General features: G+C 61.6%; 17 protein-coding genes and 1 pseudogene. 6 read left to right on the top strand and 12 right to left on the bottom strand.

Annotated features, from left to right (window positions below; genetic code table 11):
* Positions 1 to 38: 38 nt before the first annotated feature.
* From ELQ88_RS13895 to ELQ88_RS13880, 4 genes are all read right to left on the bottom strand, one after another.
* The gene (locus ELQ88_RS13895) at positions 39 to 875 is read right to left on the bottom strand and encodes a DUF3618 domain-containing protein (RefSeq protein WP_138965723.1); all 837 of its coding nucleotides are present in this window, start codon (positions 873 to 875) and stop codon (positions 39 to 41) included.
* A complete protein-coding gene (locus ELQ88_RS13890; RefSeq protein ID WP_138965721.1) occupies positions 872 to 1,303 on the bottom strand; it encodes a phage holin family protein in 432 nt (143 codons plus the stop codon). The genes ELQ88_RS13895 and ELQ88_RS13890 overlap by 4 nt, the downstream gene beginning before the upstream one ends.
* Complete coding sequence (locus ELQ88_RS13885) at positions 1,303 to 1,956, bottom strand: hypothetical protein (protein ID WP_128870357.1); 654 nt, start codon at positions 1,954 to 1,956, stop codon at positions 1,303 to 1,305. The genes ELQ88_RS13890 and ELQ88_RS13885 overlap by 1 nt, the downstream gene beginning before the upstream one ends.
* A 228-nt stretch (positions 1,957 to 2,184) precedes the next feature.
* Positions 2,185 to 2,847: a glycosyltransferase family 2 protein gene (locus tag ELQ88_RS13880; RefSeq protein ID WP_128870356.1), complete on the bottom strand. Its 663-nt coding sequence runs from the start codon at positions 2,845 to 2,847 to the stop codon at positions 2,185 to 2,187.
* Between the two features lie 388 nt (positions 2,848 to 3,235).
* Here ELQ88_RS13880 and ELQ88_RS13875 point away from each other — a divergent pair.
* Positions 3,236 to 4,483: pseudogene (locus ELQ88_RS13875) on the top strand (ATP-binding protein); the annotation flags it as partial.
* A gap of 35 nt (positions 4,484 to 4,518) precedes the next feature.
* On the opposite strand, the gene ELQ88_RS13870 reads toward ELQ88_RS13875, so the two are convergent.
* On the bottom strand, positions 4,519 to 5,454 hold the full coding sequence (locus ELQ88_RS13870) for a Ppx/GppA family phosphatase (protein ID WP_128870354.1): 936 nt from the start codon (positions 5,452 to 5,454) through the stop codon (positions 4,519 to 4,521).
* Between the two features lie 280 nt (positions 5,455 to 5,734).
* A complete protein-coding gene (locus ELQ88_RS13865; protein ID WP_138965717.1) occupies positions 5,735 to 6,508 on the bottom strand; it encodes an L-iditol 2-dehydrogenase in 774 nt (257 codons plus the stop codon).
* Positions 6,509 to 6,919: 411 nt separating this feature from the next.
* Here ELQ88_RS13865 and ELQ88_RS13860 point away from each other — a divergent pair, with 411 nt between their 5' ends.
* The 4 genes from ELQ88_RS13860 to ELQ88_RS13845 all read left to right on the top strand — a co-directional run bounded on the left by ELQ88_RS13860 (position 6,920) and on the right by ELQ88_RS13845 (position 11,808).
* Positions 6,920 to 7,870, top strand: a complete 951-nt coding sequence (locus ELQ88_RS13860) for an AraC family transcriptional regulator (protein WP_138965715.1) — start codon at positions 6,920 to 6,922, stop codon at positions 7,868 to 7,870.
* A 72-nt stretch (positions 7,871 to 7,942) separates the two neighbouring features.
* On the top strand, positions 7,943 to 8,854 hold the full coding sequence (locus tag ELQ88_RS13855) for a carbohydrate kinase (RefSeq protein WP_138965713.1): 912 nt from the start codon (positions 7,943 to 7,945) through the stop codon (positions 8,852 to 8,854).
* Positions 8,855 to 9,003: 149 nt separating this feature from the next.
* Positions 9,004 to 9,444, top strand: coding sequence for a hypothetical protein (locus tag ELQ88_RS13850; protein ID WP_128870351.1), 441 nt, complete (start codon positions 9,004 to 9,006; stop codon positions 9,442 to 9,444).
* A 135-nt stretch (positions 9,445 to 9,579) separates the two neighbouring features.
* Positions 9,580 to 11,808, top strand: a complete 2,229-nt coding sequence (locus ELQ88_RS13845) for an LTA synthase family protein (protein WP_138965711.1) — start codon at positions 9,580 to 9,582, stop codon at positions 11,806 to 11,808.
* A gap of 434 nt (positions 11,809 to 12,242) precedes the next feature.
* On the opposite strand, the gene ELQ88_RS13840 is transcribed toward ELQ88_RS13845, so the two are convergent.
* From ELQ88_RS13840 to ELQ88_RS13815, 6 genes are all read right to left on the bottom strand, one after another.
* Positions 12,243 to 13,886 (bottom strand): fatty acid--CoA ligase, encoded by a 1,644-nt coding sequence (locus ELQ88_RS13840; protein ID WP_138965709.1) that lies wholly within the window; start codon positions 13,884 to 13,886, stop codon positions 12,243 to 12,245.
* Between the two features lie 23 nt (positions 13,887 to 13,909).
* Positions 13,910 to 15,688 (bottom strand): acyl-CoA dehydrogenase C-terminal domain-containing protein, encoded by a 1,779-nt coding sequence (locus ELQ88_RS13835; protein WP_138965707.1) that lies wholly within the window; start codon positions 15,686 to 15,688, stop codon positions 13,910 to 13,912.
* Positions 15,689 to 15,694: 6 nt separating this feature from the next.
* The gene (locus ELQ88_RS13830) at positions 15,695 to 18,211 is read right to left on the bottom strand and encodes an MMPL family transporter (protein ID WP_138965705.1); all 2,517 of its coding nucleotides are present in this window, start codon (positions 18,209 to 18,211) and stop codon (positions 15,695 to 15,697) included.
* Between the two features lie 31 nt (positions 18,212 to 18,242).
* Complete coding sequence (locus ELQ88_RS13825; protein WP_138965703.1) at positions 18,243 to 19,319, bottom strand: YCF48-related protein; 1,077 nt, start codon at positions 19,317 to 19,319, stop codon at positions 18,243 to 18,245.
* Positions 19,320 to 19,485: 166 nt separating this feature from the next.
* Positions 19,486 to 20,844 (bottom strand): DUF1329 domain-containing protein, encoded by a 1,359-nt coding sequence (locus ELQ88_RS13820; protein ID WP_138965702.1) that lies wholly within the window; start codon positions 20,842 to 20,844, stop codon positions 19,486 to 19,488.
* A gap of 41 nt (positions 20,845 to 20,885) precedes the next feature.
* On the bottom strand, positions 20,886 to 22,898 hold the full coding sequence (locus tag ELQ88_RS13815; protein ID WP_128871478.1) for a DUF1302 domain-containing protein: 2,013 nt from the start codon (positions 22,896 to 22,898) through the stop codon (positions 20,886 to 20,888).
* Between the two features lie 384 nt (positions 22,899 to 23,282).
* Here ELQ88_RS13815 and ELQ88_RS13810 point away from each other — a divergent pair, with 384 nt between their 5' ends.
* Entirely contained in the window at positions 23,283 to 24,341 is a 1,059-nt protein-coding gene (locus tag ELQ88_RS13810; protein ID WP_138965701.1) for an AraC family transcriptional regulator, read from the top strand.
* Positions 24,342 to 24,375: the final 34 nt, after the last annotated feature.

The following is a 24,375-nucleotide window of genomic DNA, read 5'->3' as shown; positions in this document are numbered from 1 at the left end:
ACACGGGAGGCCCGTTGGACCTCCCGTCACTCGCCCGATCACGAAGTACCCAATCCTCGCGACAGGTCGGCTGCACTCGCTTCGCTCGCGGGGCCCGGGCGCGGTTCCCCATTCGGCTTGACGTCCATATCCGGGTGATCCGTCGTCTTTGTCACTGTATCGCGCACCGCCTCGAACCCCTCCCGAGCCTGCTGCTTGACCTTGTCGGCCAGGCCTGCACTGGTCTTGCCCAGATAACGTTGCTCCGTCGCCGTCGAAGGCAATGCCGCGCCCAACATGGCACCCAACGCGATGCCCGCAGCGGCGACCATCAGCGGTTGTTCCTGCAGCAAATGGCGCAATTGATGACTCATCACTTGGGTACTGCGTGCCAAACGGTCACTGGCATCATGCATCGCATGGCTGATGTTTTCCGTGGCAGCGCCCAGATTGTCGCCCAGGTTTACCGCCTTGCCCTTGACCGTCTGATAGCCCTCTTTGAACGAGTCCGCGGTGTGGTGCAAATGGTCCCGCGCACTGTCGATACCGTCGGTCAAGCCATCAACCCACTCCCCAGCCTTGTCCGCCGCGCTTGGGCCAGTTCGATAGTCCGGACGTGGCGTCGGTGGACGGTTCTGACTCATCATCAACCACAGCAATCCAACCGAGGTGATTACAGCCGGAACCGGGTTGTTACGCACGCTGGTCCCCAGGTTGGTCAGGAACGTCGTGCCGTTGCTCTGCATCATCCCCAATGCCTGGTCGAACATCTGGCCCGGCGTAAACTTGCTTTCCAGGGCATCGACGATATTGCCGATGCTTGCTCGCTGCGCATCGATTTCGCGCTCGATGGCTTCCGGACTCTTTTGCGATTCAATCTCCAATTCACGGTTCATGAGACTTTCCTCCGCAGCGCTTCCTGGTCTTTATTCAAGGCGCCCAGCGTGCGTTCAGGCTTGAAGTGGGACGGCTCGAATTGTTTCTTCCCCGACTGCAGCATGACGAACCCGACAATCATCACCACGATGCCCACAATCAGCGCGGCCAACCATGGCGCCATCACCATGCTCAGGCCGTAGACGGCGGACATCAACAAGATGATGAACCCCGCCAACAGGACAATCGTCCCCCCCGCCACACCGGCAATGCCGGCCTTGAGCGTGGTGAGGCTGGCTTGCAACTCGGCCTTGGCCAACGCCAGCTCCTTGCTGAAGAGATCGGGCACTTCACGGGACAATTGCCGCAACAATCCGACTACCGAGGCGTCCTGTTCGGGAGCGGACAGCGGTCTTGAACCTGGAAAATCCGGATCTTGTCTGTTCATCACAATTCTCCTTTGAAGGTTGTCGAACCCGGTGTCGACGTCGTGGCAAAGTCCGAAGGGTGGTCCTGTTCATTCGGCGACGCCGGCGTGATGCCGGTGGCCAGGCCGGCCCCCGGATCGGTGCGCGATGCAACGGAGGTTTCATAAGGCCGATGGGCGCCGAAACCGCCTGACGGCGGCATAGAGCTGCCGGTGGCCGGGTCACTGGCATCGGCAAAGGTCGCGGCAGGGGCACTGCCGGCTTTCAGAAAGCGCGACAGGCCAAAGCCCAGCGCGATGCTGCCGGCGATGAAGAGTGCCGGATTGCTGCGAGCCAGGTCGGCCCCATCATGGAGTAGCTGCTCGGCGCTTTTGCCGCGCAGATTTCCTGCCAGGCCGCTCATGGAGTGCGCCATGTCGGCGAGGTAGTCGGACATGCCGAGCGTGTCCTTGCTTTCAAGTTCGGAAAGGACGGACTTCGCGCCCTTGGCCAGGGCCTCGATCTGATCCGCCGCTGTATCGCGGTATTGCCCGAACTGCGCATCCACCTGTTGCCTCGCGCCGCCCAGCACCTCGGTTACGTCTTCCTTCAAATGTTGAAAGTCTTGCTCAGGCCTCCCTGTGTTGTCCTGCTGATCTGTCTGAGTGCCAGCTCTGGTGTCTGAAGTATTCATGACGTTCCTCGCCTTCCATATAAAAAAAGCGTTATAGGGTCCGCCACGAATTACCCGCAGCCCCCCTCATTTCAAAGGACGGAGCGCAGTTGTCGGGAGTTCCAAAGGAATGATGAGCGATGCGTTATGAGTGAGAACCACGACAGTCAGTCATCTCGATGGAACCCTGTACTGACCCCGCCCTCTATCGCTCACCGGGTAGAGATTGGCCCCTGGATGGACGGCTTTTTACAACGCAGGCGTCACCGTGAGGGACAGCAGGTATTCACCAAAGCCGCCGCAACATTTGTAATCCCTGCGCGCACTGGTAACGACCGGGTTGGTTGCCGTCCAGATAATGCGGGCATTGATTCGTTCAAGTGCGGCAACCAGGTGCACGTCTTCGTGGGCTACCAGATGCTGGAAACCGCCAGCGTCGCGATACGCGGTGGCACTCAGGCCGAGATTGGCGCCATGGATGTGGCGATGGTTCTCGATGAACTGGTAGCGCTCCATATACCTGGCGCGAACCCACTCGCCATGATCATCCCAACTGTCGACCTCGACCGTTCCGCACACCGCATCAACCATGAATTCAAGTTGGCGTGCGAGCCAATCGGGAGGCACCACCGTGTCGGCATCGGTAAAGGCGAGCCACTGCGCTCCAGCACTGAGCAGTTGTTCCGCACCGGTCGCCCTGGCTTTCCCGACATTCTGGAAACAGACCATCAACGCGCTGACTTCCAGGGCAGCGACCAACCGGTCTGTGGCGTCTGAACAATCGTCCAGCACCACCAGCACCGTTACCTGGCGACCTTCGAGCCCCGGATGTTTTGCGGCAAGCAAGACGGATGAAAGGCAGGTGGCAATATGTTTTTCTTCATTATGGGCGGGTATCACGACGCCAATCATTGAGGGTCCCTCGATTCAGCGAAGCCGATGGTCTTCACCTATCGACCCTGCTCGCCTTCGGAAGGTTTAAAGAATGTCTGGTCCCGACGCTGGTTCTGTCATGGATGAGCGCCAGTCGTCCCGAAACATTCCTCGTCAAGATCGGCTCATGAACCCATGGTGACGGTTATCTTGAAGTCAGCCCTGGCGACAGCCGCCATGCCTCTATCGATCTGTTCTTCCGCGACCTGGCCCTGGCACACCGCGAACGGGCCTTTTGCGTCGTGCTGCCGGTCGTGGAAATGCCGCAAAAACTGCTGGAGCTGTGGCGCAACGCGAGGGAAATCACGCTACCCAGCGCCAACGATCCGCACCTGCAAACAACGGCCTCAGTGTCTGAGCGCTACGCGGCGAGGTGACGCGGCTCAAGGGTGAGAACCTCAAGGGCTATGTGAAGATTGCCCGGGACCTGACTGGCCACAAACGCTTGCACAAAGAGCAAAACCAGCAGTTGGCTGAAACACAGATCAGCAGCCATCTGAAAGACGAGTTCTTCGCCGTCATGTCCCATGAGCTCAAGCATCCGCTCAATCTGATCCAGCTCAACGCGGAGCTGTTGCGACGCCTGCCCGTTACCAAATCCCTGGCCCCCGCGGCCAAGGCGGTCGACACCATCTGTGACGCCGTCAACAGTCAGGCACGCATCATCAACGACCTGCTGGATGTGGCGCGTTTACGCACGGGCAAACTCAAACTCAAGCTTGCCGCCATGGACGTGTGCCAAGTGTTGCAAGACATTCATGCCGTCGTCAGTGATGACGCAGCAGGCATCAACGTCACCCTGCGCATGCCCGACGCGGGTCAACCGCTGACGATCAATGCCGACCCGACCCGAGTGGAGCAGATCATCTGGAACCTGGTGAACAATGCGCTGAAATTCACCCCGGCGGGCGGCCAGGTCCAGTTGGTGGCCAGTCGCGAGGGCGACATGGCCCGGCTCGAGGTCAAGGACAGTGGCGCAGGCTTGAGTGCGCAGAGCATCAGCGAAGTGTTTGAACTGTTTGGCCAGGCCGCCAATCAGCATGCGACCCATCAACGGGATGGGCTGGGGATCGGTCTGTCGTTGGTGAGGCAACTGGCCGAAGCCCATGGCGGCAGTGTCGAAGTGAGCTCCGCAGGCCTGGGCCAGGGCTGTACCTTCACGGTCCTGCTGCCGCTGAGCCAATCTGCCGAAGACACGGCGCGACCCGCACCCACCGACGGACTGTCAGGACGCCTAGCCGGCGTCACGGTGCTGCTGGTGGACGACTCGGCGGAGGTTCTGGAAACCCTGCAAATGCTGCTGGAAATGGAGGATGCCCGAGTCATTGCCTTCTCTGAACCGGTGAAGGCGCTGAAAGCGGCACAGACGGGCCAATACGACCTGGTGATCTCCGATGTCGGCATGCCGGTCATGAGCGGCCACGAACTGATGCGCGCGCTGCGCGAGCTCCCGCAGATTCAGGCGGTTCCAGCCATCGCATTGACCGGTTACGGCGCCGAAAGCGATATCGAGGAATCGCGAAAATCGGGTTTCGATCGTCATCTGAGCAAGCCGGTGTCCTATGAACTGCTCATCGAAACCATTGAAGAGCTCAGAAGTGCATTGCTGAAATGATCCCCCGACCGACTGCTGCAAGTGGTGGTTGAAGCTTAGTGTCTGGACATCAGCCCATGAAGCACACCCAACCTCAAACCCGGTTCGGAGGCCGTCATCTGTGTGATGCCAAAGACCTTGAATGCCGCCAGCATCAGCACCAGGCCGCCCGGCAAGATGCTCAGGCGATGGGCTTGCAAGCCCGCCAGGCGGAGCTTCTTGACGTGCCCCACTTCCAGCAGGCGCAACGACAGGCGCAACAGGCCGCTGTAGGTGATGCCGTTTTGGCCAAAGTCGTTCAAACCGTTGGCCTTGAGCACTTTGGCCAGCATGCGGGCGGTGCCTGAAGAGCCGATGGTCTGCTGCCAGCCCAGCGCACGATAACGCCGCGCAACTTTTTCAAACGCCAGCGTGGCGACTCGCTCGGCCTCCAGCAGCCTCTGGGCCGTGACGCTGCCCCCCGGAAAGTAGCGCGCACCAAAGGTGCCGCTGCCGATGGCGATACTCTCGGTGACAAGGGGTTGCACGCCCCGGCCCAGAATCAGTTCGGTGGATCCGCCGCCGATATCCACCACCAGGCGCATCTGTTCCGTACCCGGAACCGTGTGGGCCACGCCGGCGTAGACGAGTCGGGCCTCTTCATGCCCGGAGATGACATCGATGCGAAAACCCAGGTGGCGCTCCGCGCTGGCCAGGAACAGTTGCGCATTGTCGGCTTCGCGCACGGCGCTGGTCGCCACCGCCCGCACCCGCCCGGCCTCGAAGCCGCGCAACTTTTTGCCAAATCGCGCGAGCGCCTGCCAGCCTCGATCCAGCGCCAGTTCGTCCAGCGCTCCGCCCTGAGCCCCCTCCGCCAGGCGGACAGGTTCACGCAGGGTTTTCACTTCGTGGATCACCAACTGCTGGTCTCGTTTGACCGACTGCCCAATCATCATGCGAAACGCATTGGACCCCAGGTCAATGGCGGCGAACAGAGAGGCGTCTCCTTTCATGGTGGGAATTCCTGGCAGATGCACAAGCCAGCGCCCGGCGTATCGCCGGGCGCAAGAGGGTTTGCCAGGAGCTTGCCAGAGCTGGATGACACGCAGATGACACCGCCGTCACTAGCCCCCACACCCACGCGAGTCGTTATTTGGTGTGAACACCATTGCCTGAACACCACCAATCCCTGTAGGAGCGAGCTTGCTCGCGAAGGTCGTCGACGATAACGCGACCAGCCTGACGCGCCGCAGCGTTCGCGGGCTTTTCGCGAGCAAGCTTGCTCCTACAGTTTCAGCTCATCCAGTTACCACCATCGACATTGTAGGTCTGCGCCACCACATATTCGCTCTCGGACGACGCCAGGAAAATCGCCATCCCCGTCAAGTCTTCAGCCGTGCCCATTCTGCCAAAAGGCACTTCCTGCCCCACGAGCTGTTTCTTTTCGCCCAGTGGCCGGTTTTCGAATTTGGCAAACATGGCATCGACGCCATCCCAATGCTCGCCATCCACCACGCCTGGTGCGATGGCGTTGACATTGATCCCGTGCTTGATCAGGCCCAGGCCGGCGGATTGCGTCAGGCTGATCACCGCGGCCTTGGTTGCGCAATAAACCCCTACCAGCGCCTCGCCCCTGCGCCCCGCCTGACTGGCCATGTTGATGATCTTGCCGCCATGTCCCTGGCGGATCATCTGGCGCGCCGCGGCCTGCAGGGTGAACAGGGTTCCGGCGACGTTGATCGAAAACAGACGTTCGAAACTGTCGCGGGTGATATCGACGATGGGCGCCAGGTCGAACAGCGCGGCATTGTTGATCAGGATGTCCAACTTGCCTGTCTGCGCGATGACGGCAGCGATGGCGTTATCGATGGACGCCTGGTCGGTCACGTCCATTTCCACGGCGTAGGCGTTCGGCCCCAGTTCGTCGGCCGTGGCCTGGGCTCGCTCCAGATTGATGTCGGCGATGGCGACCGTTGCCCCTTCGCCGATATAGGCCTGGGCGAAGGCTCGTCCTATGCCGCGGGCCGATCCGGTCACCAGTGCACTTTTACCTTGCAGTCGTTTCATTGATTATTTATCCGTTTGTTTGAAAACTTTTTGCAGGTTCTTGATTTTCAGGTTGGCCATGATGGGCCCCTGTTTGTTTTTCTTGTCGGAACCGGCTTGCTGGCGAAGGCGGCCTTGAGATCAATGCAAAACTTGAGGGCCTCTTCGCTGGCAAGCCAGCTCCTACGGGGATCGCGTCAGGTCGGCGATTTTCATTCCACCGCGCCAAACGATTCGATTACAGCACCCTTGGAAAGCCCCGGACAAACGCGTAGCGGATGCTCGACCGATACTTTTTTAACCACTGGATGGAAAACAGTTCCGAAGGCAAAAAAGTATCAGTCGTGGGTAATAGCGGTGCTAGCCGGAACTCGCCGCGAGGAGGTATGTTGGTCATACACGAAGATCAAATAACAATAAAAGGGGCATGCCATGCCTGATAGCCGAGCCGCTCTGTTCGAACAGCGACCCGCCGAGCTGGAGGTCATCCTGCCTGCGCCCGATCAGTGCTTTCACTGGTACGAACACGACTACCCCTACGCCCTGGCTCGTTGGAACCATCACCCTGAATTCGAGATTCATCTGATCCGCCAAGGCAGCGGCAAGCTGGTCGCCGGCGACTACATCGGTGCGTTTGGCGCAGGTCATGTCGCGCTGATCGGCCCCGACCTGCCCCATGACTGGATAGGCGACCTGGCACCCGGTGAATTCCTGCCCGGGCGCGATGTGGTGCTGCAGTTCGACGGTGCAGCCCTCCTGGCCTTGCGCGGCACCCTGCCTGAGCTGGGTGAGTTGCAGGACCTGTTTGCACGGGCCCGTCGCGGCCTGGAGTTCACCGGGGCAACCGCCGTGCAGGCCGCTCGATTGCTCGAAGCCATAGGTCCCGCGCAAGGGCTCGAACGCCTGATCCTGTTCCTGCAGCTGATCAACACGCTGCTCAACGCGCCCACGCAGGATGCGCACTCGTTGGCCAGTGCCTGCTATGTGCCGACCCTGGATGACCGCAGTTCCGAGCGCATCAACAAGGCCTTCGACTATCTGCTGACCGAGCTGACAGACGACCCTCGGCTATCGGTCATCGCGCGACGCCTGGACATGAGCGAGCCGGGGTTTTCGCGCTTCTTCAAAAGAATTACCGGTCATGGCTTCATCGATCTCATGCGCAAGCTCAGGGTTCAACGCGCCTGCAGGCTGTTGTTGCAGACAGAGATGTCGGTGGCCGACATCTGTTTTGAGGTGGGCTACGCCAATCTCTCCAACTTCAACCGGCATTTCCGGATCGAAATGGACCAGACTCCGAGCGAATATCGTCGCGCAACGGCAATGACGCTGTTCAACCGCAACGCAGTTCGCCCCGCCCTTCCGTTCACCACAGCCCATTGATCGAGTGGTGTCCGGTGATCGCCCCGGATCAGCCAACAGCCATCACTCCAGGAAAAAATTGAGGAAATGACCATGGTATTGCCTCGCGCAATCGTATTTGGCGAAGCCCTGACCGACCTTGTCCAGGGTACGCCCGGACAATGGCAAGGCTACCCGGGCGGCGCGCCCTGGAACGTGGCACGCGCACTGAGTCGCCTGGGCGTCGACAGCGCCTTCGCCGGGTCCGTCAGCACCGATTCCCTGGGCGACGAGATCGCCCGGCAGTCGCAAGCGGCAGGTCTGGATCTGCGATTCTTACAACGAGTGAACCGCGATCCCCTGGTCGCCATCGTCCCGTCGAGCCGCCCTCCACGCTATTTTTTTGCCGGGGAGGCCGATCTGTTTTTTGATCCGGACCTGCTGCCGCCCGGCTGGATCGAGCAGGCGCAAGTGTGTCATTTCAGCTGCATCAGCCTGGCGCGTCAGCCCCTGGGAGACCGCCTGGTAACGCTCGCCGAGCAAGCCAAGGCAGCCGGCAAACGAATCAGCTTTGACCCGAACTGGCGCAATTTGATGGACAGCCATTATCGCGAACAGACCTTTCCGACGATGACCGCCCTGGCCGACATGATCAAGCTGTCCGACGAAGACCTTCGGCACATCTACCCGGGCTTGAGCGAACACCAGGCACTGGACGAGCTGCGCGCGCTTAATCCCATGGCCGAAATCCTGTTCACCCGGGGGGAGCATGGCATGCTGCTTCACACCCCCGACAGCCAGTACGAGCAACCGGCGATCCCGGTGACCGTGGCCGATACGGTCGGTGCAGGCGACGCGTGCATGGCCGGCTGGCTCGCATCGGACTTGCTCGGCATTGGCGACGTGCGCGAACGCCTGCGATTCTCTGCAGCCTGCGCCTCCCTGTCGTGCCGCCATGCCGGCGCCCATGCTCCGACCCTGGCCGATGTGAACGACCTGCTTGAGACATCAGCGTTACAGTCGTAACACCGCTGAAACACTCAACTTTTTGCTTCGCCAATACCCGACGGTCAACCGGGGGGCGGCCGGTTCCGATGCTACGCTTTCAACTCCTCGAGTAGAGTTGAAGCGATGCAAAAAGAACCCTCACTCCCCAGCCGATCGCCGGTGCAACGATGAAGCGAACCCTCATGGGAGGCATCGCCGTCGCGGTGATCGGAGCGATGACCTATGGGCTCATCCAGTGGAACACCGTCGAACACCGCAAAGTGGACGCGCGGTGCAACGAAGCCAAGCAGGCGCTCAAAAGCGTGGAAATCCGCGCACGGGCGTTGGCCGCCGGATTGTCGGTCGAAGAGTACGCCAAGGACGAGGAAGCCAAAGTGGCGGCCTTGATCGATGCCCTCGACGCGGCGACCAATGAAGCCGAGGTCAACCGGGTGATAGAAGCTCACGCAGCCTCCATCGAAGCCCAGGCAGCCGCTATCGACGCGGAGATCAATGCTCGGGGCGAGCAGATATTCCTCGACCAGCGCCCCATGAAACGGCGGATACCGGCCGACGTCAGACAGGAACTGAAACGCGCCGCGAAAGCGGTCAGCGTGGCGTGCAGTTAGCGCTGCGATCGCCCTGACACTTTATGTCAAACAATATTCAGACCAGGCACCCGCTCAAAACCGCCTCCACCCATTGATACCCGGGCCAGTTTTGTCGCCACTTGATACCATCCAGCACATTGATATGAAGCTTTAATGTCTGGAAAAACTTTTGTGAACATCATTCGTCACTGTTTACGACACCCCTACGCGCGTCTCATCGCCCTCATCGGACTGGTTCTGATCATGCCCCTGTGCCTGCGTGCAGCGCTGGGCTGGTCGAATCCACATGGCTACCTGTCGGACCTGTGCATTGCGAGCCTGCTCATCGTGCTCCTGCACCGTCGCCCCTTGTGGCTGGCCCTGCCGATATTGCTGGCCTGGGGCCTCATGACCGTGGCGACCGCCGAACTGGTCAGCGCGGTCGGCCGGTTGCCCACCCTTTCGGACTTGCATTACCTGATCGATCCGCAGTTTCTGGAAAACTCCACCGGAGGCGGATTCGCCCAACCCTGGCTGGCCGCCACCTTGCTGCTGGGACTGATGGCGTGGCTGTGCACCCACTGGCTGGGCGCTGCGACACCTGCACCGCGCCTGCCCCGTCATGCCTGGTCGGTGCCACTGTCGCTGTTGATCGCTCACTGGGGTGCGCAACACCTGCAACCGACCGATGCCGACCAGTGGCATGTGTTCAACTTGCCGCACCAGGTGCTGGCCGCCGGCGTGGGCGAGGTTCAAGCGCGCGCGCAAGACTGGCTGGAAGGTGACGAGATCGATGTCGCCCCGCAGATGGCAGGGCTCACCGAGCTCGACCTGACCGGCCAACGACTGCTGGCAGCCCCGGGACGTGCACGCAACGTGTTGATCATTGCCCTGGAAGGCATTCCCGGCGCCTATGTCGGAGTCAACCGCCAGGCCCTGCACAGCAGTTATCAAGAGAACCTGATGCCCCATCTCAGCCAGTGGGCGGAACGGGGCATGAACACGACGGACTACGTGCTGCACAGCCACCAGACCATTCGTGGCCTGTACGCGATGCTCTGCGGCGATTACGACAAGCTCGACAATGGCACCCCCAAAGGCATCGAGATGCTGACCCAGAGCGAACGCAACCAGGCCTGCCTGCCGGCACAGTTGCGCAAGAACGGCTTCTCCACCCACTACCTTCAGGGCGCCGGGCTGCGCTTCATGGCCAAAGACAAGATCATGCCGCACATCGGTTTCGACGCGACCCATGGCCTCGAATGGTTCACCAATGCGTCCTACCTCGACTTCCCGTGGGGCAAGGATGACAAGGCCTTTTTCGAAGGCGCGCTGGATTACGTCGGCCAGCTGGAGAAAAACCCAAAGCCGTGGATGCTGACGCTGCTGACCGTCGGCACGCACCAGCCCTACTCGGCCCCGGACGACTATTTGCAGCGATATGACACCGCCAAGCAAGCCGCCGTGGGTTACCTGGACGATGCCCTTGGGCAATTCCTCGGCGGCCTGGAACGCCAGGGCGTCCTCAAGGACACCCTGGTGGTGATCACGTCCGACGAATCCCACGGCATCGACGGCGTGCGCCTCGCGTCTTCCTGGGGCTTCAACCTGACACTGGCACCCGAGCAAGCGCAGCTGCCGCAGATCAAGACCGGGGTATACGGCCATGTCGACCTGAGCACCTCGATCCTCGACTACTTCGCCTTGCCTATCCCTGCGACCCTGAGCGGTCGCTCGCTGTTTCGCCAGTACGATACCGGCCGCGAGATCATGTCGTTCACCAACGGCAAGCTGCGCTACCACGATGGCCAGGGCACCTTCACCGAGTGTGACTTTCAACAGCGCTGCCGGTATTACGCCAGCGAAGGCTTCATCGCCGAACGTGCGACCTTGACCGGTCAATACGGCGGCAAGCGTGCGCGCCAGATCACGGCACGCGCCGCAGCCCTGGATCACACCCTGTTGCAGACACCGCAGAGCCTGCACTACCAGTTCGGCAGCCCGACCATCATTCCTCTCCAGGCGCAGATCAAGGATGACTGGGCCGACAACCTGATCGGCGCGCAGTACCTTGAAATGCCCAAAGGCTCCCACACCCGCGTGCGCCTGACCGTGCGCTCGGTCGACCCCCATCAGAACGCCTACATCCAGCTCAAGACCAAGGAGCTGGAACAGGATGTGCAATTGGGCCTGCCCAGCGAAATGCTCGTCACGGTCGACCAGCCACTGGAGATGGATTTCAGCTTCCCCAATCCGCAGTCGCGCAAGGCGTTCTCTTTCCATCTGCTGGGGTATGGATCGGGCGCGGTCGAAGTCAGCGACTTCAGTGTGATCACCGAACTGCCCGGGCAAGAGGAATCGCCGGCCGAGACCCTCGACGATGACATCGCCGAATCGAGCTGACCGGCGCAGGACGCCCAACCCAGAGCCGTCGCAGCGGAGCTTGACAAATATTTGACGCCTGAAATCAATTGGATCCCACTTGTTATTCAGCTGCTACCATTCGGGAAGGGATGGCCTCGACAGGTACTTGGGATGAGCAGCTCAGCTAAGCATGGTTGGAAATGGGCCTACGAAAAACTTCGTGGATTACACTGCTCCCGGACCACGGCGCTTTACCGGGCGACCCTCTATTGGATGCGTGGCGACACCGGATCCTGCACCAGCCAGGACAATTGGCAGAAAATTCGTCTGCGACGCTAACCCTGTGGGAGCGAGCCTGCTCGCGAAAGCGGTCGATCAGTCAACATCCATGTTGAATTTGATGACCCCTTCGCCGGCAAGCCGGTCTCGCTCCCACAGTTGATCTGCGGTGATTGCTACATTGGCGTAGCTTTTCAGCTCGATTCGCTTTCCCGGATCAGCTTCTTGTTGATCTTGCCGACACTGGTCTTGGGAATCTCGGCGACGAACTTGAACTGCTTGGGGATCGCCCATCTGTTGATGCGGCCACGCTCGACAAACCCTTGCAGGTGCGTCTCCAGGATCTTGCGATCGAGGTACTGCCCAGGCTCGCACACCACCAGCGCCATGGGCCGCTCACCCCATTGCTCATCGGCAATGCCCACCACCGCGACCGACATCACCGCCGCGTGTTCGCTGATCAGGCTCTCCAGTTCCAGGGAGCTGATCCACTCCCCGCCCGTCTTGATCACATCCTTGATGCGGTCCTTGATTTCCACGCCACCCAGCGGATCGATGGAGGCCAGGTCGCCGGTGTGCAGCCAGCCGTTGTGCCACAGCTCGGCGCCCTTTTCCGGCTCCTTGAAATAGCCTTGGGTCAGCCAGGGCGCGCGCACTACGATCTCGCCCAGCGACTCGCCGTCATGGGCCACGTCGTTGCCGCTGGCATCGATGATTTTCAGGTCGACCATCGGCACCGGCGTGCCGGTCTTGATCCGGGTGGCCAGTTGCGCCTGGCTGGATTGATCGAGGTCTGCGTCACGCAGGTAAGTCAGGCACAGCAACGGGCAGGTCTCGGACATGCCGTAGCCGCTGTGCACCTGAATGCCTTTGGCGCTGGCTTCGCTGGCAATGCCCAAGGTCAACGCACTGCCGCCCAGGAGCATTTTCCAGCCGTCGAAACGCGTCCGTTGCGCTTCCTCGCAGTTCAGGATCATTTGCAGAATCGTCGGCACGCAATGGGAGAAGGTGACCTTCTCTTCACGGAACAACCGCACCAGGCTATTGGGTTCGTAACGGCCGGGGTACACCTGCTTGATGCCCATCAGGGTCGCGACATAGGGCACGCCCCAGGCATGCACGTGGAACATCGGGGTGATGGGCATGTAGACGTCGTCGGAACGTAACAGCGCAAAGCTTTGGTAGGCGCCCAGCGTGCCCACGGCATTCAGGGTATGCAGCACCAACTGGCGATGGGTGAAATACACCCCTTTCGGCGCGCCGGTGGTGCCGGTGGTGTAGAACAGCGTCGCCACCGAATTTTCATCGAAATCGGGGAAGTCGTACTGGTCTGCCGCACCGGACAACAGGTTTTCATATTCCCCCAGCACCGGTAACGATGTGTTCGTTGCTCTGTCGTCCGTGAGCTGCATGTAACCTTTGACGGTCTTCAGCTGTCCGTGGATCTGCTCGACCAGCGGCACAAAATCGTCATGCACCAGCACCAGGTCATCCTCGGCGTGGTTCATGGTGTAGAGCACCTGATCCGGCGAAAGACGGATGTTCACGGTATGCAACACCGCGCCGATCATCGGCACGGCGAAGAAGCACTCCAGGTACCGGTGGCTGTCCCAGTCGAGCAGGGCCACGGTATCCCCGGCCTTGACGCCAGCCGCGGTCAGGGCGTTGGCCAGTCGGCGGATGCGCTGGTTGAGGGTCTGGTAGCTGTAGCGCAGTTTGTCGGCGTAGACGATTTCCCGCCCCGGTTCGTAACGCACGCCAGACAGCAATAATTGCTTGATCAGCAAGGGATAGGCGTAGGCGCCGTCGGCGGGCGGAATTATTTTTGTCGCCATCATGGTTGGGTTCCTTGTTCTTTCGATCAGAAGTGCGCTGCGTCCAGCTCGTAGAGGGATGCGCTGCCGGCCTTGGCTGACGCGCTCAACGAATGGATGCGCGGCAGCAGGCGGGCAAAGTAGAAACGCGCGGTGCCCAGCTTGCTGAGGTAGAAGTCATCCTCGGCCTGTTTGCCCATGGCCGCGTTGGCCATCCGGGCCCACATGTAGGCATAGGCGGTGTAGCCGAATACCTGCAGGTACTCGACCGAGGCGGCGCCGATTTCGTTGGGATTGCCCTGGGCCCGATCCAGCAGCCACGCGGTCAGGTCATCGAGGGTGTCCACGGCGGCGTTCAACGGCTGGGTGAACTCGCCAAGTTCAGCGCTGGCGTTAGCGGTGAACTGGCGAATCTCGTCGGCGAACAAGCGGTAGAGTGCCCCGCCGCTGCCGACGATCTTGCGCCCGGCCAGGTCCAGGGACTGGATGCCATTGGTGCCTTCGTAGATCTGGGTGATGCGCACATCGCGCACCAATTGCTCCTGGCCCCATTCGCGGATGTAACCATGGCCGCCGAAGATCTGTTGGCCATGCACCGTGGTTTCCAACCCCATGTCGGTCAGGAACGCCTTGGCCACCGGGGTCAGCAGCGACACCAGTTGCTCGGCGCGGGCGCGGGTTGGCGCGTTATCGCTGTACTTGGCGGTGTCCAGTTGCAGCGCCACGTAGCTGGAGAACGCCCGCCCGCCCTCGTTCAGGGCTTTCATGGTCAGCAGCATGCGCCGCACGTCCGGGTGCACGATGATCGGGTCGGCGGCCTTGTCCTTGTGCTGCGCACCGGTCGGCGCACGGCTCTGCAGGCGGTCCCGGGCATATTCGACGGCGTTCTGGTACGAGCGCTCACCCAACGCCAGGCCCTGGACACCCACGCCCAGACGTTCGTAGTTCATCATGGTGAACATCGCCGCCAGGCCTTTGTTTGGCGCATCGATGATCCAGCCGCTGGCCCCGTCGAAGTTCATCACGCAGGTGGCCGACGCCTTGATGCCCATCTTGTGTTCGATGGAGCCGCAGGACAGCGCGTTGCGCTCGCCCAGCGAGCCGTCGTCGTTGACCAGCACCTTGGGCACCAGAAACAGCGAAATGCCTTTGGGGCCGGCGGGCGCATCCGGCAGCCGGGCCAGGACCAGATGGATAATGTTTTCGGTCAGGTCGTGCTCGCCGCCGGTGATGAAGATCTTGCTTCCGCTGATCTTGAAACTGCCGTCGGCCTGAGGTTCGGCCCGGGTGCGAATCAGGCCCAGGTCGGTACCGGCATGCGCCTCGGTCAGGCACATGGAGCCGGTCCAGGTGCCGGCATACATGTTTGGCAGATACTTCTGTTTCAGCGCTTCGCTGGCGTGCGCGTTGATCGACAGGCACGCACCGGCAGTCAGCATCGGGTACAGGCCGAATGACAGGCTGGCCGAGTTGACCATCTCCTCGACCTGGGCCGAAATGGCCTTGGGCATGCCCATGCCACCGAACTGCGGATCGCCGCCAACGCCGACCCAACCGCCTTCGGCGAAGGCCTGGTAGGCGGCGCCAAAACCGTCCGGCGCCTGGACCGCGCCGTTGTTCCAGGTGCAGCCCTGCTCGTCGCTGCTGCGGTTCAGCGGTGCGACCACTTCGGCGCTGATCTTGCCGGCCTCTTCCAGGATCGCGGCAGCCGTTTCTTCATCGATCACCTCGGCCAGGCCGGGCAAACCGGCCCATAGCCGGGACACCTCGAAGACCTCGTTGAGGACGAAGCGCATGTCGCGCAAGGGAGCTTTGTAATCAGACATCGTTGCTTACTCGGAAGTGGTCAGGGCATGTGGCATGTCCTGACGTTGGGATGTACCGGTTTTACCCGTTTGCGCCTCAGGGGCTTGCGCAACGGGGTTACGCAGCAGGAAGTACGACAGGGCCGGAATCAGGATCAACGCGCCGAGCATGTTCCACAGGAACATGAAGGTCAGCAGGATGCCCATGTCGGCCTGGAACTTGATCGGCGACCAGACCCAGCACACCACGCCGGCGGCCAGGGTGATGCCCACCAGCCCCACCACCCGGCCGGTGAACGACACGGCGTTGCGATAAGCCTGGGACAACGGCAGGCCCTGGCGCTGGTACTGCAGTTGCACGCTGAGCAGGTACAAGGCGTAGTCGACACCGATCCCGACGCCGAGGGCGATCACCGGCAGAGTCGCCACCTTCACGCCAATGCCCATGACCACCATCAATGCCTCGCAGAGGATCGAGGTCAGCACCAGCGGCAACAGGGCCACCAGCGTGGCGCGCCAGCTGCGGAAGGTGATCAGGCAGAACAACGTCACCGCCGCGTAGACGTACAACAGCATGGTGCGGTTGGCCTCGCGCACCACGATGTTGGTCGCCGCCTCGATGCCGGCGGACCCGGCAGCCAGCAGGAACTGGCGATCTTCGCTGTTGTTATCCCGGGCGAATTGTTCGGCGATGGCCACCACCGCGTCCAGGGTCTCGGCCTTGTGGTCCTTGAGGAAGGCGATCACCGGCATCAGCGAGCAGTCGTTGTTGAACAACTCCGGGGAGTTGACCGAGGCTTGCTGCGCGGCGTAGTTCAGCACGTCCTGGTTGCGCTGGATGCTGTTGAGCTTGGGGTTGCCCTCGTAAGTACCGGCGGTGATCTGCCGCACGGCGTTGACCAGCGAAGACGTCGCCTGCACCCCGGGGGATTGCTGCAGCTCCCAGGCCAGGCGGTCGGCGAGGATCAGCGTCTTATAGCTCAGGCAACCTTCCGGCGCGGTCTTGATCATCACCGCGAACAGGTCGCTGGACAGCGCGTAGTGGCTGGTGATGTAGGCGTTGTCACGGTTATAGCGCGAGTCGGCCCGCAACTCCGGTGCGCCACTGTCCAGATCGCCGATCTTCAGTTGCAGGCTGACCATGAAGCCGCCAATGCCCATCAGTACCGCGACCAATACCGCCCCGGTCGCCCACCTGCGGGTGGTGAAGCGATCGAGCATGTCCCACAGTTTGCCAAAGCCTTTGTGCCCTTCGGCACGGGTGTCGATTTTCAGCGCGCGCTCGGCCGCCTTCGCGCCGACGCCGACATAGGACAGCGCCACCGGCATCAGTAGCAGCGAGGTGAAGATCAGCACGGCCACACCGATGCTGGCGGTGATCGCCAGGTCGCGGATCACCGGGATGTCGATCAGCATCAGCACCGCAAAACCGACGGCATCGGCGAGCAGCGCGGTGACGCCGGCAATGAACAGGCGGCGGAAGGTGTAGCGTGCGGCGATCAGCCTATGAGTGCCGCGGGCGATGTCCTGCATGATGCCGTTCATCTTCTGCGCCGCGTGGGACACGCCGATGGCAAAGATCAGGAACGGCACCAGCACCGAGTACGGGTCGATGGCATACCCCAGCCACGCGACAATGCCCAGCTGCCAGACCACCGCGATCAGCGAGCAGCCGACCACCAGCAGGGTGCTGCGCACACAACGGGTGTAGCAATAGATGATGACCAGCGAGGTGACCACGGCCAGGCCGAAGAACATCATCACCTGAATCAGCCCGTCGATCAGGTCGCCCATCAGCTTGGCAAAACCGATCACCCGGACCTTGTACTGGCCCTTGCCCTCCTCCCCGGCCTTGCGAGCCGCGCTGTCGCCGGCGAACTCGATCTTGTCGCGCAACTGCTCTTCGAGCATCTGCGAAAAGGCGTGATAGTCGATGCGCTGACCGCTGGCCGTGGCCTTGTCCAGCAGCGGCACGATCAACATGGTGGACTTGAAGTCGCTGGCCACCAGGCTGCCGACGATACCGGCACGGGAAATGTTCTGGCGCAGTTGGTCTATTTCTTCAGGCTTGCCCTGGTAGGCATCGGGCATCACCGGGCCACCCTGGAAACCTTCCTCGGTGACTTCGGTCCAGCGCACGCCTGGACTCCACAGCGACTTCATCCAGGCGCGGTCGACGCCTTCGGTGAGGAACAGCTGGTCATTGACCTGCTTGAGGACCTCAAGGTAGTGCGGGTCGAAAATATCGCCCTGGGTGTTTTCCACCACCACCCGCACCGAGTTGCCCAGGCCGCGCAGCGACTGGCGGTTTTCCAGGAAGTTCTTGATGTACGGCTGGCTCTGCGGAATCATTTTCTCGAAACTGGGACGCAGCTCCAGACGCGTCACCGCCATATAGCCCAGCACCAGGGTGACCAGTGTCATGAGCACCATGAACAGCGGGCGGTAGTTGAATACCAGCCGCTCCAGCCGATTGCCGGAGCACCGGTCGAAGTCTCGCAGATCGCGGATGACCGGCATGGTGTCTTGTTTGATATTGCCCATGTCTGGGTTCTCGCTTTTAGGGTTCGAGGGCTTATTCAACGGACAGCGTCCGTACACCACGGCTGCCCACCACCACCAGCGCACCGTTGGCGGCGCGCACGACGCCCGTCACCGGGACCGGCTCGACTTGCCGCGCCCAGTGCATTTGCGCACCGACGCCCTGGCTCGCCAGCCTCTGCCCGCCCTGGGTGAACAAGCGGTAGTTACCTTGGGCATCGACCATGGCGGCGGTGATGCTGATGCGCAGGCCGGTGTCCAGCGGGGTCCAGCTGAGACCGCCATCGGTGCTGCGCAGCACATTGCCGCGCAAGCCGTAGACGAGCGCTTCCCCAGGCTTGCCGACCACCCCGAAAAAACTGCCCTGATAGGGTGTTTGCAATGCGGCGAAGCGTTGCTGCGCGTCATCCCACTTCAGCAGCAAGCCCTGCTCGCCGGCGATGTACAGCGCATCGCCAGTGGAGGCGATGGCGTTGAGGTGAAAGCCCTGCGGGTTGTCGGTGCGGTCCTGGAACGGCGTCCAGCTCTGGCCGCCGTCCTCGGTGCGCAGGATCAGGTTGAACACCCCGACCACATAACCCAGCTGGTCGTTGGCGAACCAGACATCGAGCAAGGGTTTGTCGGCACCCTGCGCCACCAGGCGCTCGCCTTCGGCGACCAGCAGCGGCCATTGTTCGTTGCCGGGTTCTGCACTGGCCAACGCCTGGTAATGCTTGACCAGCAAGGCCCCGATCTGGCGGCCGTCCAGTTGCTTGTGCCAGGTCGCACCCGCGTCGTTGCTGTGCAGGATCACGCCGTCGCCGCCCACCGCCCAACCTTGGGTGGCAGACGGAAAACTCACGGCATTGAGGTCGGAACTGACCGGCACGGCGGCCTGCTGCCAGTGATTGCCGACGTCATCGGAATACAGAATGTGGCCACGCTGTCCGACGGCAACCAGTCGGTCACCGGCCCGGGCCATGCCCGATAACGGGCTGTTGCCGGCCAAGGCGCTGACCTTGGCCGGCAGATCCAGCACGTCGACGTAACCGGACGCCTGGCTGAGACCCTGCGACAGGCAGAGCACAACGCCAAAGGCCAGCTGCAACATATTATTTTTATACGAACACATACTGCGTCCTCTTCGGGAAACCGCGCCGCACCTCGCGCAGTGCAGCTCATGCCGTTGTAGGAGCGAGCTTGCTCGCGATAGACGTGAACGATTACGCGTGCTGTCTGGATGCCCGCGCCGCCCTCTGATTCATCGCGAGCAGGCTCGCTCCTACAATGCGGTTTGCTTAACGAATCCCGCTACCTGCCAGGGACTCAGCCGACCATTGCGTCTTGGAAAGCGGATCGATGTACTTGATGCCGCCGTAAGGCCCGACCACGCCGTTGATGTTGTAGGACCCCACCACCATGTCGTAGATCATGAAAGGCGTGGAGTCCGGGATCTGCTTGTCGTAGCTCTGGCTGAGGAAGGCGAAGGAGCCACGGTACAGCTTGCCGCTCGAGTCATACTGGTCGGAGGCCAGAGCGGTCCAGCTGTCTTCGTCGAGGAAGAAGCGGCGCTTCTGATAGATGTGGCGGGCGCCGGACTTGAGGGTGCCCTCCACGACCCAGACGCGGTGTTTTTCCCAACGCACGTACTCGGGCGCCAGGTGATTTGCGGTGGTCAGCGCCTTGGGGTCCTGGGCGTAGGTCAGCTTGTAGGTGTTGTAGGGCACGATCATTTCCTGCTTGCCCACCAGCTTCCAGTCGTAGCGATCCAGTGCACCGTTGAACACGAACACATCGTCGTAGGTGCCCGCGCCGGCGGTGCCCGGGTTAGGCGTGTCGTAGGCCAGGTTCGGGGCCAGCTTGACCCGGCGCTGCCCTGGCAGGTATTGCCAGGCACGACGGGGTTGCTGCAGCGGGTTGGCCGCGTCCTTGAGCATCACCGCTTCGCCAGCCCGGCGCGCAGGGCCGGTGTAGGACAACTTCATCTGGTAGTACACGTCGGCGCTGCTGATCGGCTGCGCCAGGTTCTCGTAGATCGGATAGGAAATGAACGCCTGCCCGGTGGTTGCCAGGCTCGGTACGCCGGCGGAGTCGACGTTCCAGGAGTCGTACTTGGAGTTGATGCTGACGCCCTGATAACGCAACAGGAAGTTCCACATCGCTTCGTTGCCCGACTGCGGGATCGGGAACGGCACGCCGGGCAGTACGTTATCGATAGCCAACCCGCCCTCAAGGGACTTGGCGCCAGTGGCATTTTTCAGACCATTATCCAGCACGGCTTTTGGCAACGAGACGGTGCGGTGGGTCGGGTAGACATTGACGTGGAAACTGGGGTAACGCTTGGCCAGTTCCACGGTGGTCGCCGTGAGCGCGCCCTTGTACTGATCGACGTTCTTGCCGTCGATCACCAGCAGCGGTTTTTCATCGGCAAAGGGATCGGGGCGCATGCTGTCACCGCTTTTGAAGCTGGCCGGCGGCGTGGTCAGGCCACCGGCATACGCGGGAATCGAACCATCGGCATTCCCGGCTTTTTCAGCCCCGACCAGGGTCAGGCTGGTGCCCAGCCTGGCGGCGTCCTGAGTCGATACAGCGGCGTGCGCCTGGGCGGCAATGACCATCGCCAGAGAAGCGGCCAACACGGTTTGTGCGAATTTCATCTTGTTATTCTCCTGCTTGCATTGAGCAAATCAGTGGTGACTCAAAAAGTGGTTTTCATCGTCAGGTAAACGGCGCCACGGTCCTCAGTCGTGGCCCCTCCACCGGAGAAGGCTGAGTAGCCACCGGCGTAACAGGCGTAGTTTTCATTGCCGCTAAAGGCATTGGGTGTCGAGCCGTCGCCGCTGCCGGCACTGGCCGCGCCGGTGCTCAGGCCGCTGGCGTCGCACTTGTCGGTCTTGCCGAAGGCGTCCACGTACTTCAGGTCGACGAAGTATTTGTTGTACACAACGGCCCCGAGGCCGATGGCATAGTTACCGGTGTCTTTGGCACCGCCACCGGACACCGGCGACACGCCGTCGAGGCCGACGTTGATCGACATCGGGGCGCTGAGATCGACCCCCGGGAATACCTGGTACCAGGTCGGTGTGAAGTTGACCGCGATGCCCCAGTTGTCCCGGGTCGCTGCGTCGATGCCGCGGTAGCTGTCCTTGCCCTTGTAGAGCGCTTCGTTCTTGCTATCGAGCTTGAGCAGGTTGCTGTAGTACAACTCGGCGAGCAGGCTGGCCGAATCGAACACCGGGGTTTTCGGGAAGGTCATCAGGCCGTTGAGCGTCCAGTGCAAGGTGTCGCCGGTGGCGGCCATGCTGTCGCCCTTTTGCGGGGTGTCATACACCACGCCGGTAGCCGCCGTCCGCGCCGGCAACAGGCCAAGACCCGCGCCCAGACCCAGCGGACTGTTGGTGCTGACGATCGCCGGGATACTGGCCAGCGGCATGTTGTGACGAACGTTCAGGTCCGAACCGACGCTCACCCCGCCAACGTCCTTGGACAGGCTCAGGCCAACGATCTTGATGTTGTCGGCATAGGCCATCTGATAGGTGGCGGTGCTCAACGAGTTGAGCGTATTCACTACCGCAGGCACTTGCCCTGCCGGCGGCGTGCCATTGGGGTTGGCCGAACTCAGGCCCCTGGCATCCAGCCAGGCTTGCGGGAGGATTTCCGAAGTCTCGCGGTAGTAAACGCCGAGGGTGCCATCCAGCCAGGCCGGCGACCACTTGGCCATGATCCCCCAGTCGCCGCGCTTGTCCGGCGTCAGGTCATGACCGCGACGCACATTGGTCAGCCCGTTGCAGGGCGCCAGGCCGCAGCCCAGGGGGCTGCCCGGCACCACGCCATTGGTGTTGCCCAGCAGGAACGACTGCGCACCGAAGCCGACCAGATCGGAACCGCCATAGTAGGTACCGGCTTCAGGCAGGCGGGCGGCATCCCAATCGAGGAAATACTGAGCGCCCACGGTCAACTCGGGGTTGACCGTGAACGACATCGACAATTGGTTGCGCGGAACGAACAGTTCCTTGGCCTCGGTACCGGGCGAGGCGGCCAGTTTGGCCAGGTCCAGGCCGGACTGGCCGTAACTGATCGAGTGCACCGGGCTGAGAATGGTCTCGCCCCAGAACACGTTGTGCTGGCCGGCCTTGACGTTCAGCAGCGACTCCTCGCCCACTTCGGTGCTGTAGAACACGAAGGCATCGAGGATTTCGCCGGAGGGACCGGTGTAGTAACGCCGCGCATAGTTGCTCAGGTGCGGGCTGCCGTTGCCGACGTTGTCGCCGCTGACCGCGGCAAGGCGCGGATCATTGGCGACCAGGCCCGACGTCCCGCCATTGCCGTTGACGAACGGGTTGGAATTGGAACCGGTGTTCTCGTAGGCCTTGTCGTACCAACTGGCCGCGCTGACGCGAAAACCCACGTGGTCCTGATAGACCACATCCATCTCGGTCAACAGGTCGACACGGTTGGTGATGTTGGTCCCGGCCTTGCGGAAGTTGTAGTCGCCGTCGTTGTTGTTCGGCGTGCCCAGCATCCGCTTGTCGGCGCTTTCGGTGCGTACGCCGTAGTTGTACTTCACGGTGTTATCCAGACGCACGGCCCAGTCCGGGTTCCCTGTGTCGAGCTCGACCGCCTGCGCGACCGGCACGGCAGCGGCCAGAATGGCCGAGGCCAACAGGGTGTAACGCGAGGGTACGAACCCGTGACGCTTAGTGTTATGCATTGCGTTGTCTCCGCCTTTTTTTATTTGTTTTCAGCGCAGCCGCCCTCTCGATGACTCGACTGGCGTTATTCGCCAGGGGCTTTTTGTAGGACCGACATTAGAGAGAGCTCGCCCGAGGCGCTTTTCATTGGACGTCAGGCACTTTTCTTTTCATGACAAATTTCCAGGCGCTGGCATGCAGCGGACAGGGGGCGAACGTCCCCGCCGCTGCTGCGAAGCTCACCGTAATCACTGGGTAAGCGTCGATTGCTGCAGGACAAGCGTGGTGATTGGGGACAGAATCGGACGAGCGCCCGGGACAACGTCACAACTGTTCAATTGCCGATGTGCTGGATATAGTCGCCACGCTAATTCGAATCGCAACCGGCCAGGAAAGACCTTCGCATGCCCAAGCTCGTTCGCGCCGCCGTCTTGACCAACTACCTGGAGGTCACCCAGTACCTGGGGTTCAACCCGCGCGATGTACTCGCCGGCGTCGGCTTGAGCAAAGCCAAGCTGCTGGCGCCCGAACACCGCATCCCCATCGATGCCGCCGTGCGTCTGCTGGAGGATTCGGCCGCCGCCAGCGGCTGCCAGAGCTTCGGCCTGAGCATGGCCGAGTCGCGCCAGCTCTCGCACTTCGGGGTGGTCAGCCTGCTGCTCAGCCACCAGCGAACGCTGCGTGACGCGCTGCAAGTGTTGGTGCATTACCGTCACCTGATGAACGACTCGCTGGCCCTGTTCATTGAAGAGGCCGGCAAGATGGTGATCATTCGCGAAGAGGTGGTCGCCGACTCGCCCATGTCCTGCCGACAAGCCAATGAACTGGCGATCGGGGTGATGTTCCGCCTGTGCGCCGCCCTGCTCGGCACACACTGGCAACCCTACAGCGTCAACTTCACGCACCAGCCGCCCGACAACCTGCAGCTGCATCGCCGTCTGTTCGGCTGCAAACTGGAGTTCGGCAGCGAGTTCAATGGCATTGTCTGTCCCAACACCAGCCTCGACATGACCAACCCCCATGCCGATCCGGCCATGGCGCGTTACGCCCAGAGTTACCTCGACTCGCTGCTGGGTCACGAAGGCCCTTCGATGCTGTTCGAGGTGCGCAAGGCCATCTACCTGTTGTTGCCGATGGGACGCGCCACCATCGAGCAGATTGCCCAGACCCAGGGCATGAACGTGCGCACGCTGCAGCGCCGTCTCAAAGACGACGGGTGTGCCTTCAATGACTTGATCAATGACGTGCGCCGCGACCTGGTGCTGCGCTACCTGGACAACCCGAACTACTCGTTGGGCCGGATCGCCGACATGCTCGGCTACTCCATGGCGAGCTCCTTCACGCGCTGGTTCATCGCCCAGTTCGGCATGCCGCCGGCGGCCTGGCGCAGCGCGCAAAAACAACCCAAGTCACCCGGCGAGCCAAGCCCCCTGCCCCGCCCTGAGCAACTTTCGGAGGACTGAAAGAGGCTGCACAAAAAAAAAGCGGCGACCGCTG

Source organism: Pseudomonas sp. MPC6, assembly GCF_006094435.1.
GTDB lineage: Bacteria > Pseudomonadota > Gammaproteobacteria > Pseudomonadales > Pseudomonadaceae > Aquipseudomonas.
Note: the sequence above shows the minus strand (reverse complement) of the source record. Positions and strands in the feature narration are given on the sequence as shown.

Coding starts and splice junctions, on each gene's coding strand:
- ELQ88_RS13895 (WP_138965723.1), bottom strand. CDS start 875: ATGAACCGTGAATTGGAGATTGAATCGCAAAAGAGTCCGGAAGCCATC.
- ELQ88_RS13890 (WP_138965721.1), bottom strand. CDS start 1,303: ATGAACAGACAAGATCCGGATTTTCCAGGTTCAAGACCGCTGTCCGCT.
- ELQ88_RS13885 (WP_128870357.1), bottom strand. CDS start 1,956: ATGAATACTTCAGACACCAGAGCTGGCACTCAGACAGATCAGCAGGAC.
- ELQ88_RS13880 (WP_128870356.1), bottom strand. CDS start 2,847: ATGATTGGCGTCGTGATACCCGCCCATAATGAAGAAAAACATATTGCC.
- ELQ88_RS13870 (WP_128870354.1), bottom strand. CDS start 5,454: ATGAAAGGAGACGCCTCTCTGTTCGCCGCCATTGACCTGGGGTCCAAT.
- ELQ88_RS13865 (WP_138965717.1), bottom strand. CDS start 6,508: ATGAAACGACTGCAAGGTAAAAGTGCACTGGTGACCGGATCGGCCCGC.
- ELQ88_RS13860 (WP_138965715.1), top strand. CDS start 6,920: ATGCCTGATAGCCGAGCCGCTCTGTTCGAACAGCGACCCGCCGAGCTG.
- ELQ88_RS13855 (WP_138965713.1), top strand. CDS start 7,943: ATGGTATTGCCTCGCGCAATCGTATTTGGCGAAGCCCTGACCGACCTT.
- ELQ88_RS13850 (WP_128870351.1), top strand. CDS start 9,004: ATGAAGCGAACCCTCATGGGAGGCATCGCCGTCGCGGTGATCGGAGCG.
- ELQ88_RS13845 (WP_138965711.1), top strand. CDS start 9,580: ATGTCTGGAAAAACTTTTGTGAACATCATTCGTCACTGTTTACGACAC.
- ELQ88_RS13840 (WP_138965709.1), bottom strand. CDS start 13,886: ATGATGGCGACAAAAATAATTCCGCCCGCCGACGGCGCCTACGCCTAT.
- ELQ88_RS13835 (WP_138965707.1), bottom strand. CDS start 15,688: ATGTCTGATTACAAAGCTCCCTTGCGCGACATGCGCTTCGTCCTCAAC.
- ELQ88_RS13830 (WP_138965705.1), bottom strand. CDS start 18,211: ATGGGCAATATCAAACAAGACACCATGCCGGTCATCCGCGATCTGCGA.
- ELQ88_RS13825 (WP_138965703.1), bottom strand. CDS start 19,319: ATGTGTTCGTATAAAAATAATATGTTGCAGCTGGCCTTTGGCGTTGTG.
- ELQ88_RS13820 (WP_138965702.1), bottom strand. CDS start 20,844: ATGAAATTCGCACAAACCGTGTTGGCCGCTTCTCTGGCGATGGTCATT.
- ELQ88_RS13815 (WP_128871478.1), bottom strand. CDS start 22,898: ATGCATAACACTAAGCGTCACGGGTTCGTACCCTCGCGTTACACCCTG.
- ELQ88_RS13810 (WP_138965701.1), top strand. CDS start 23,283: ATGCCCAAGCTCGTTCGCGCCGCCGTCTTGACCAACTACCTGGAGGTC.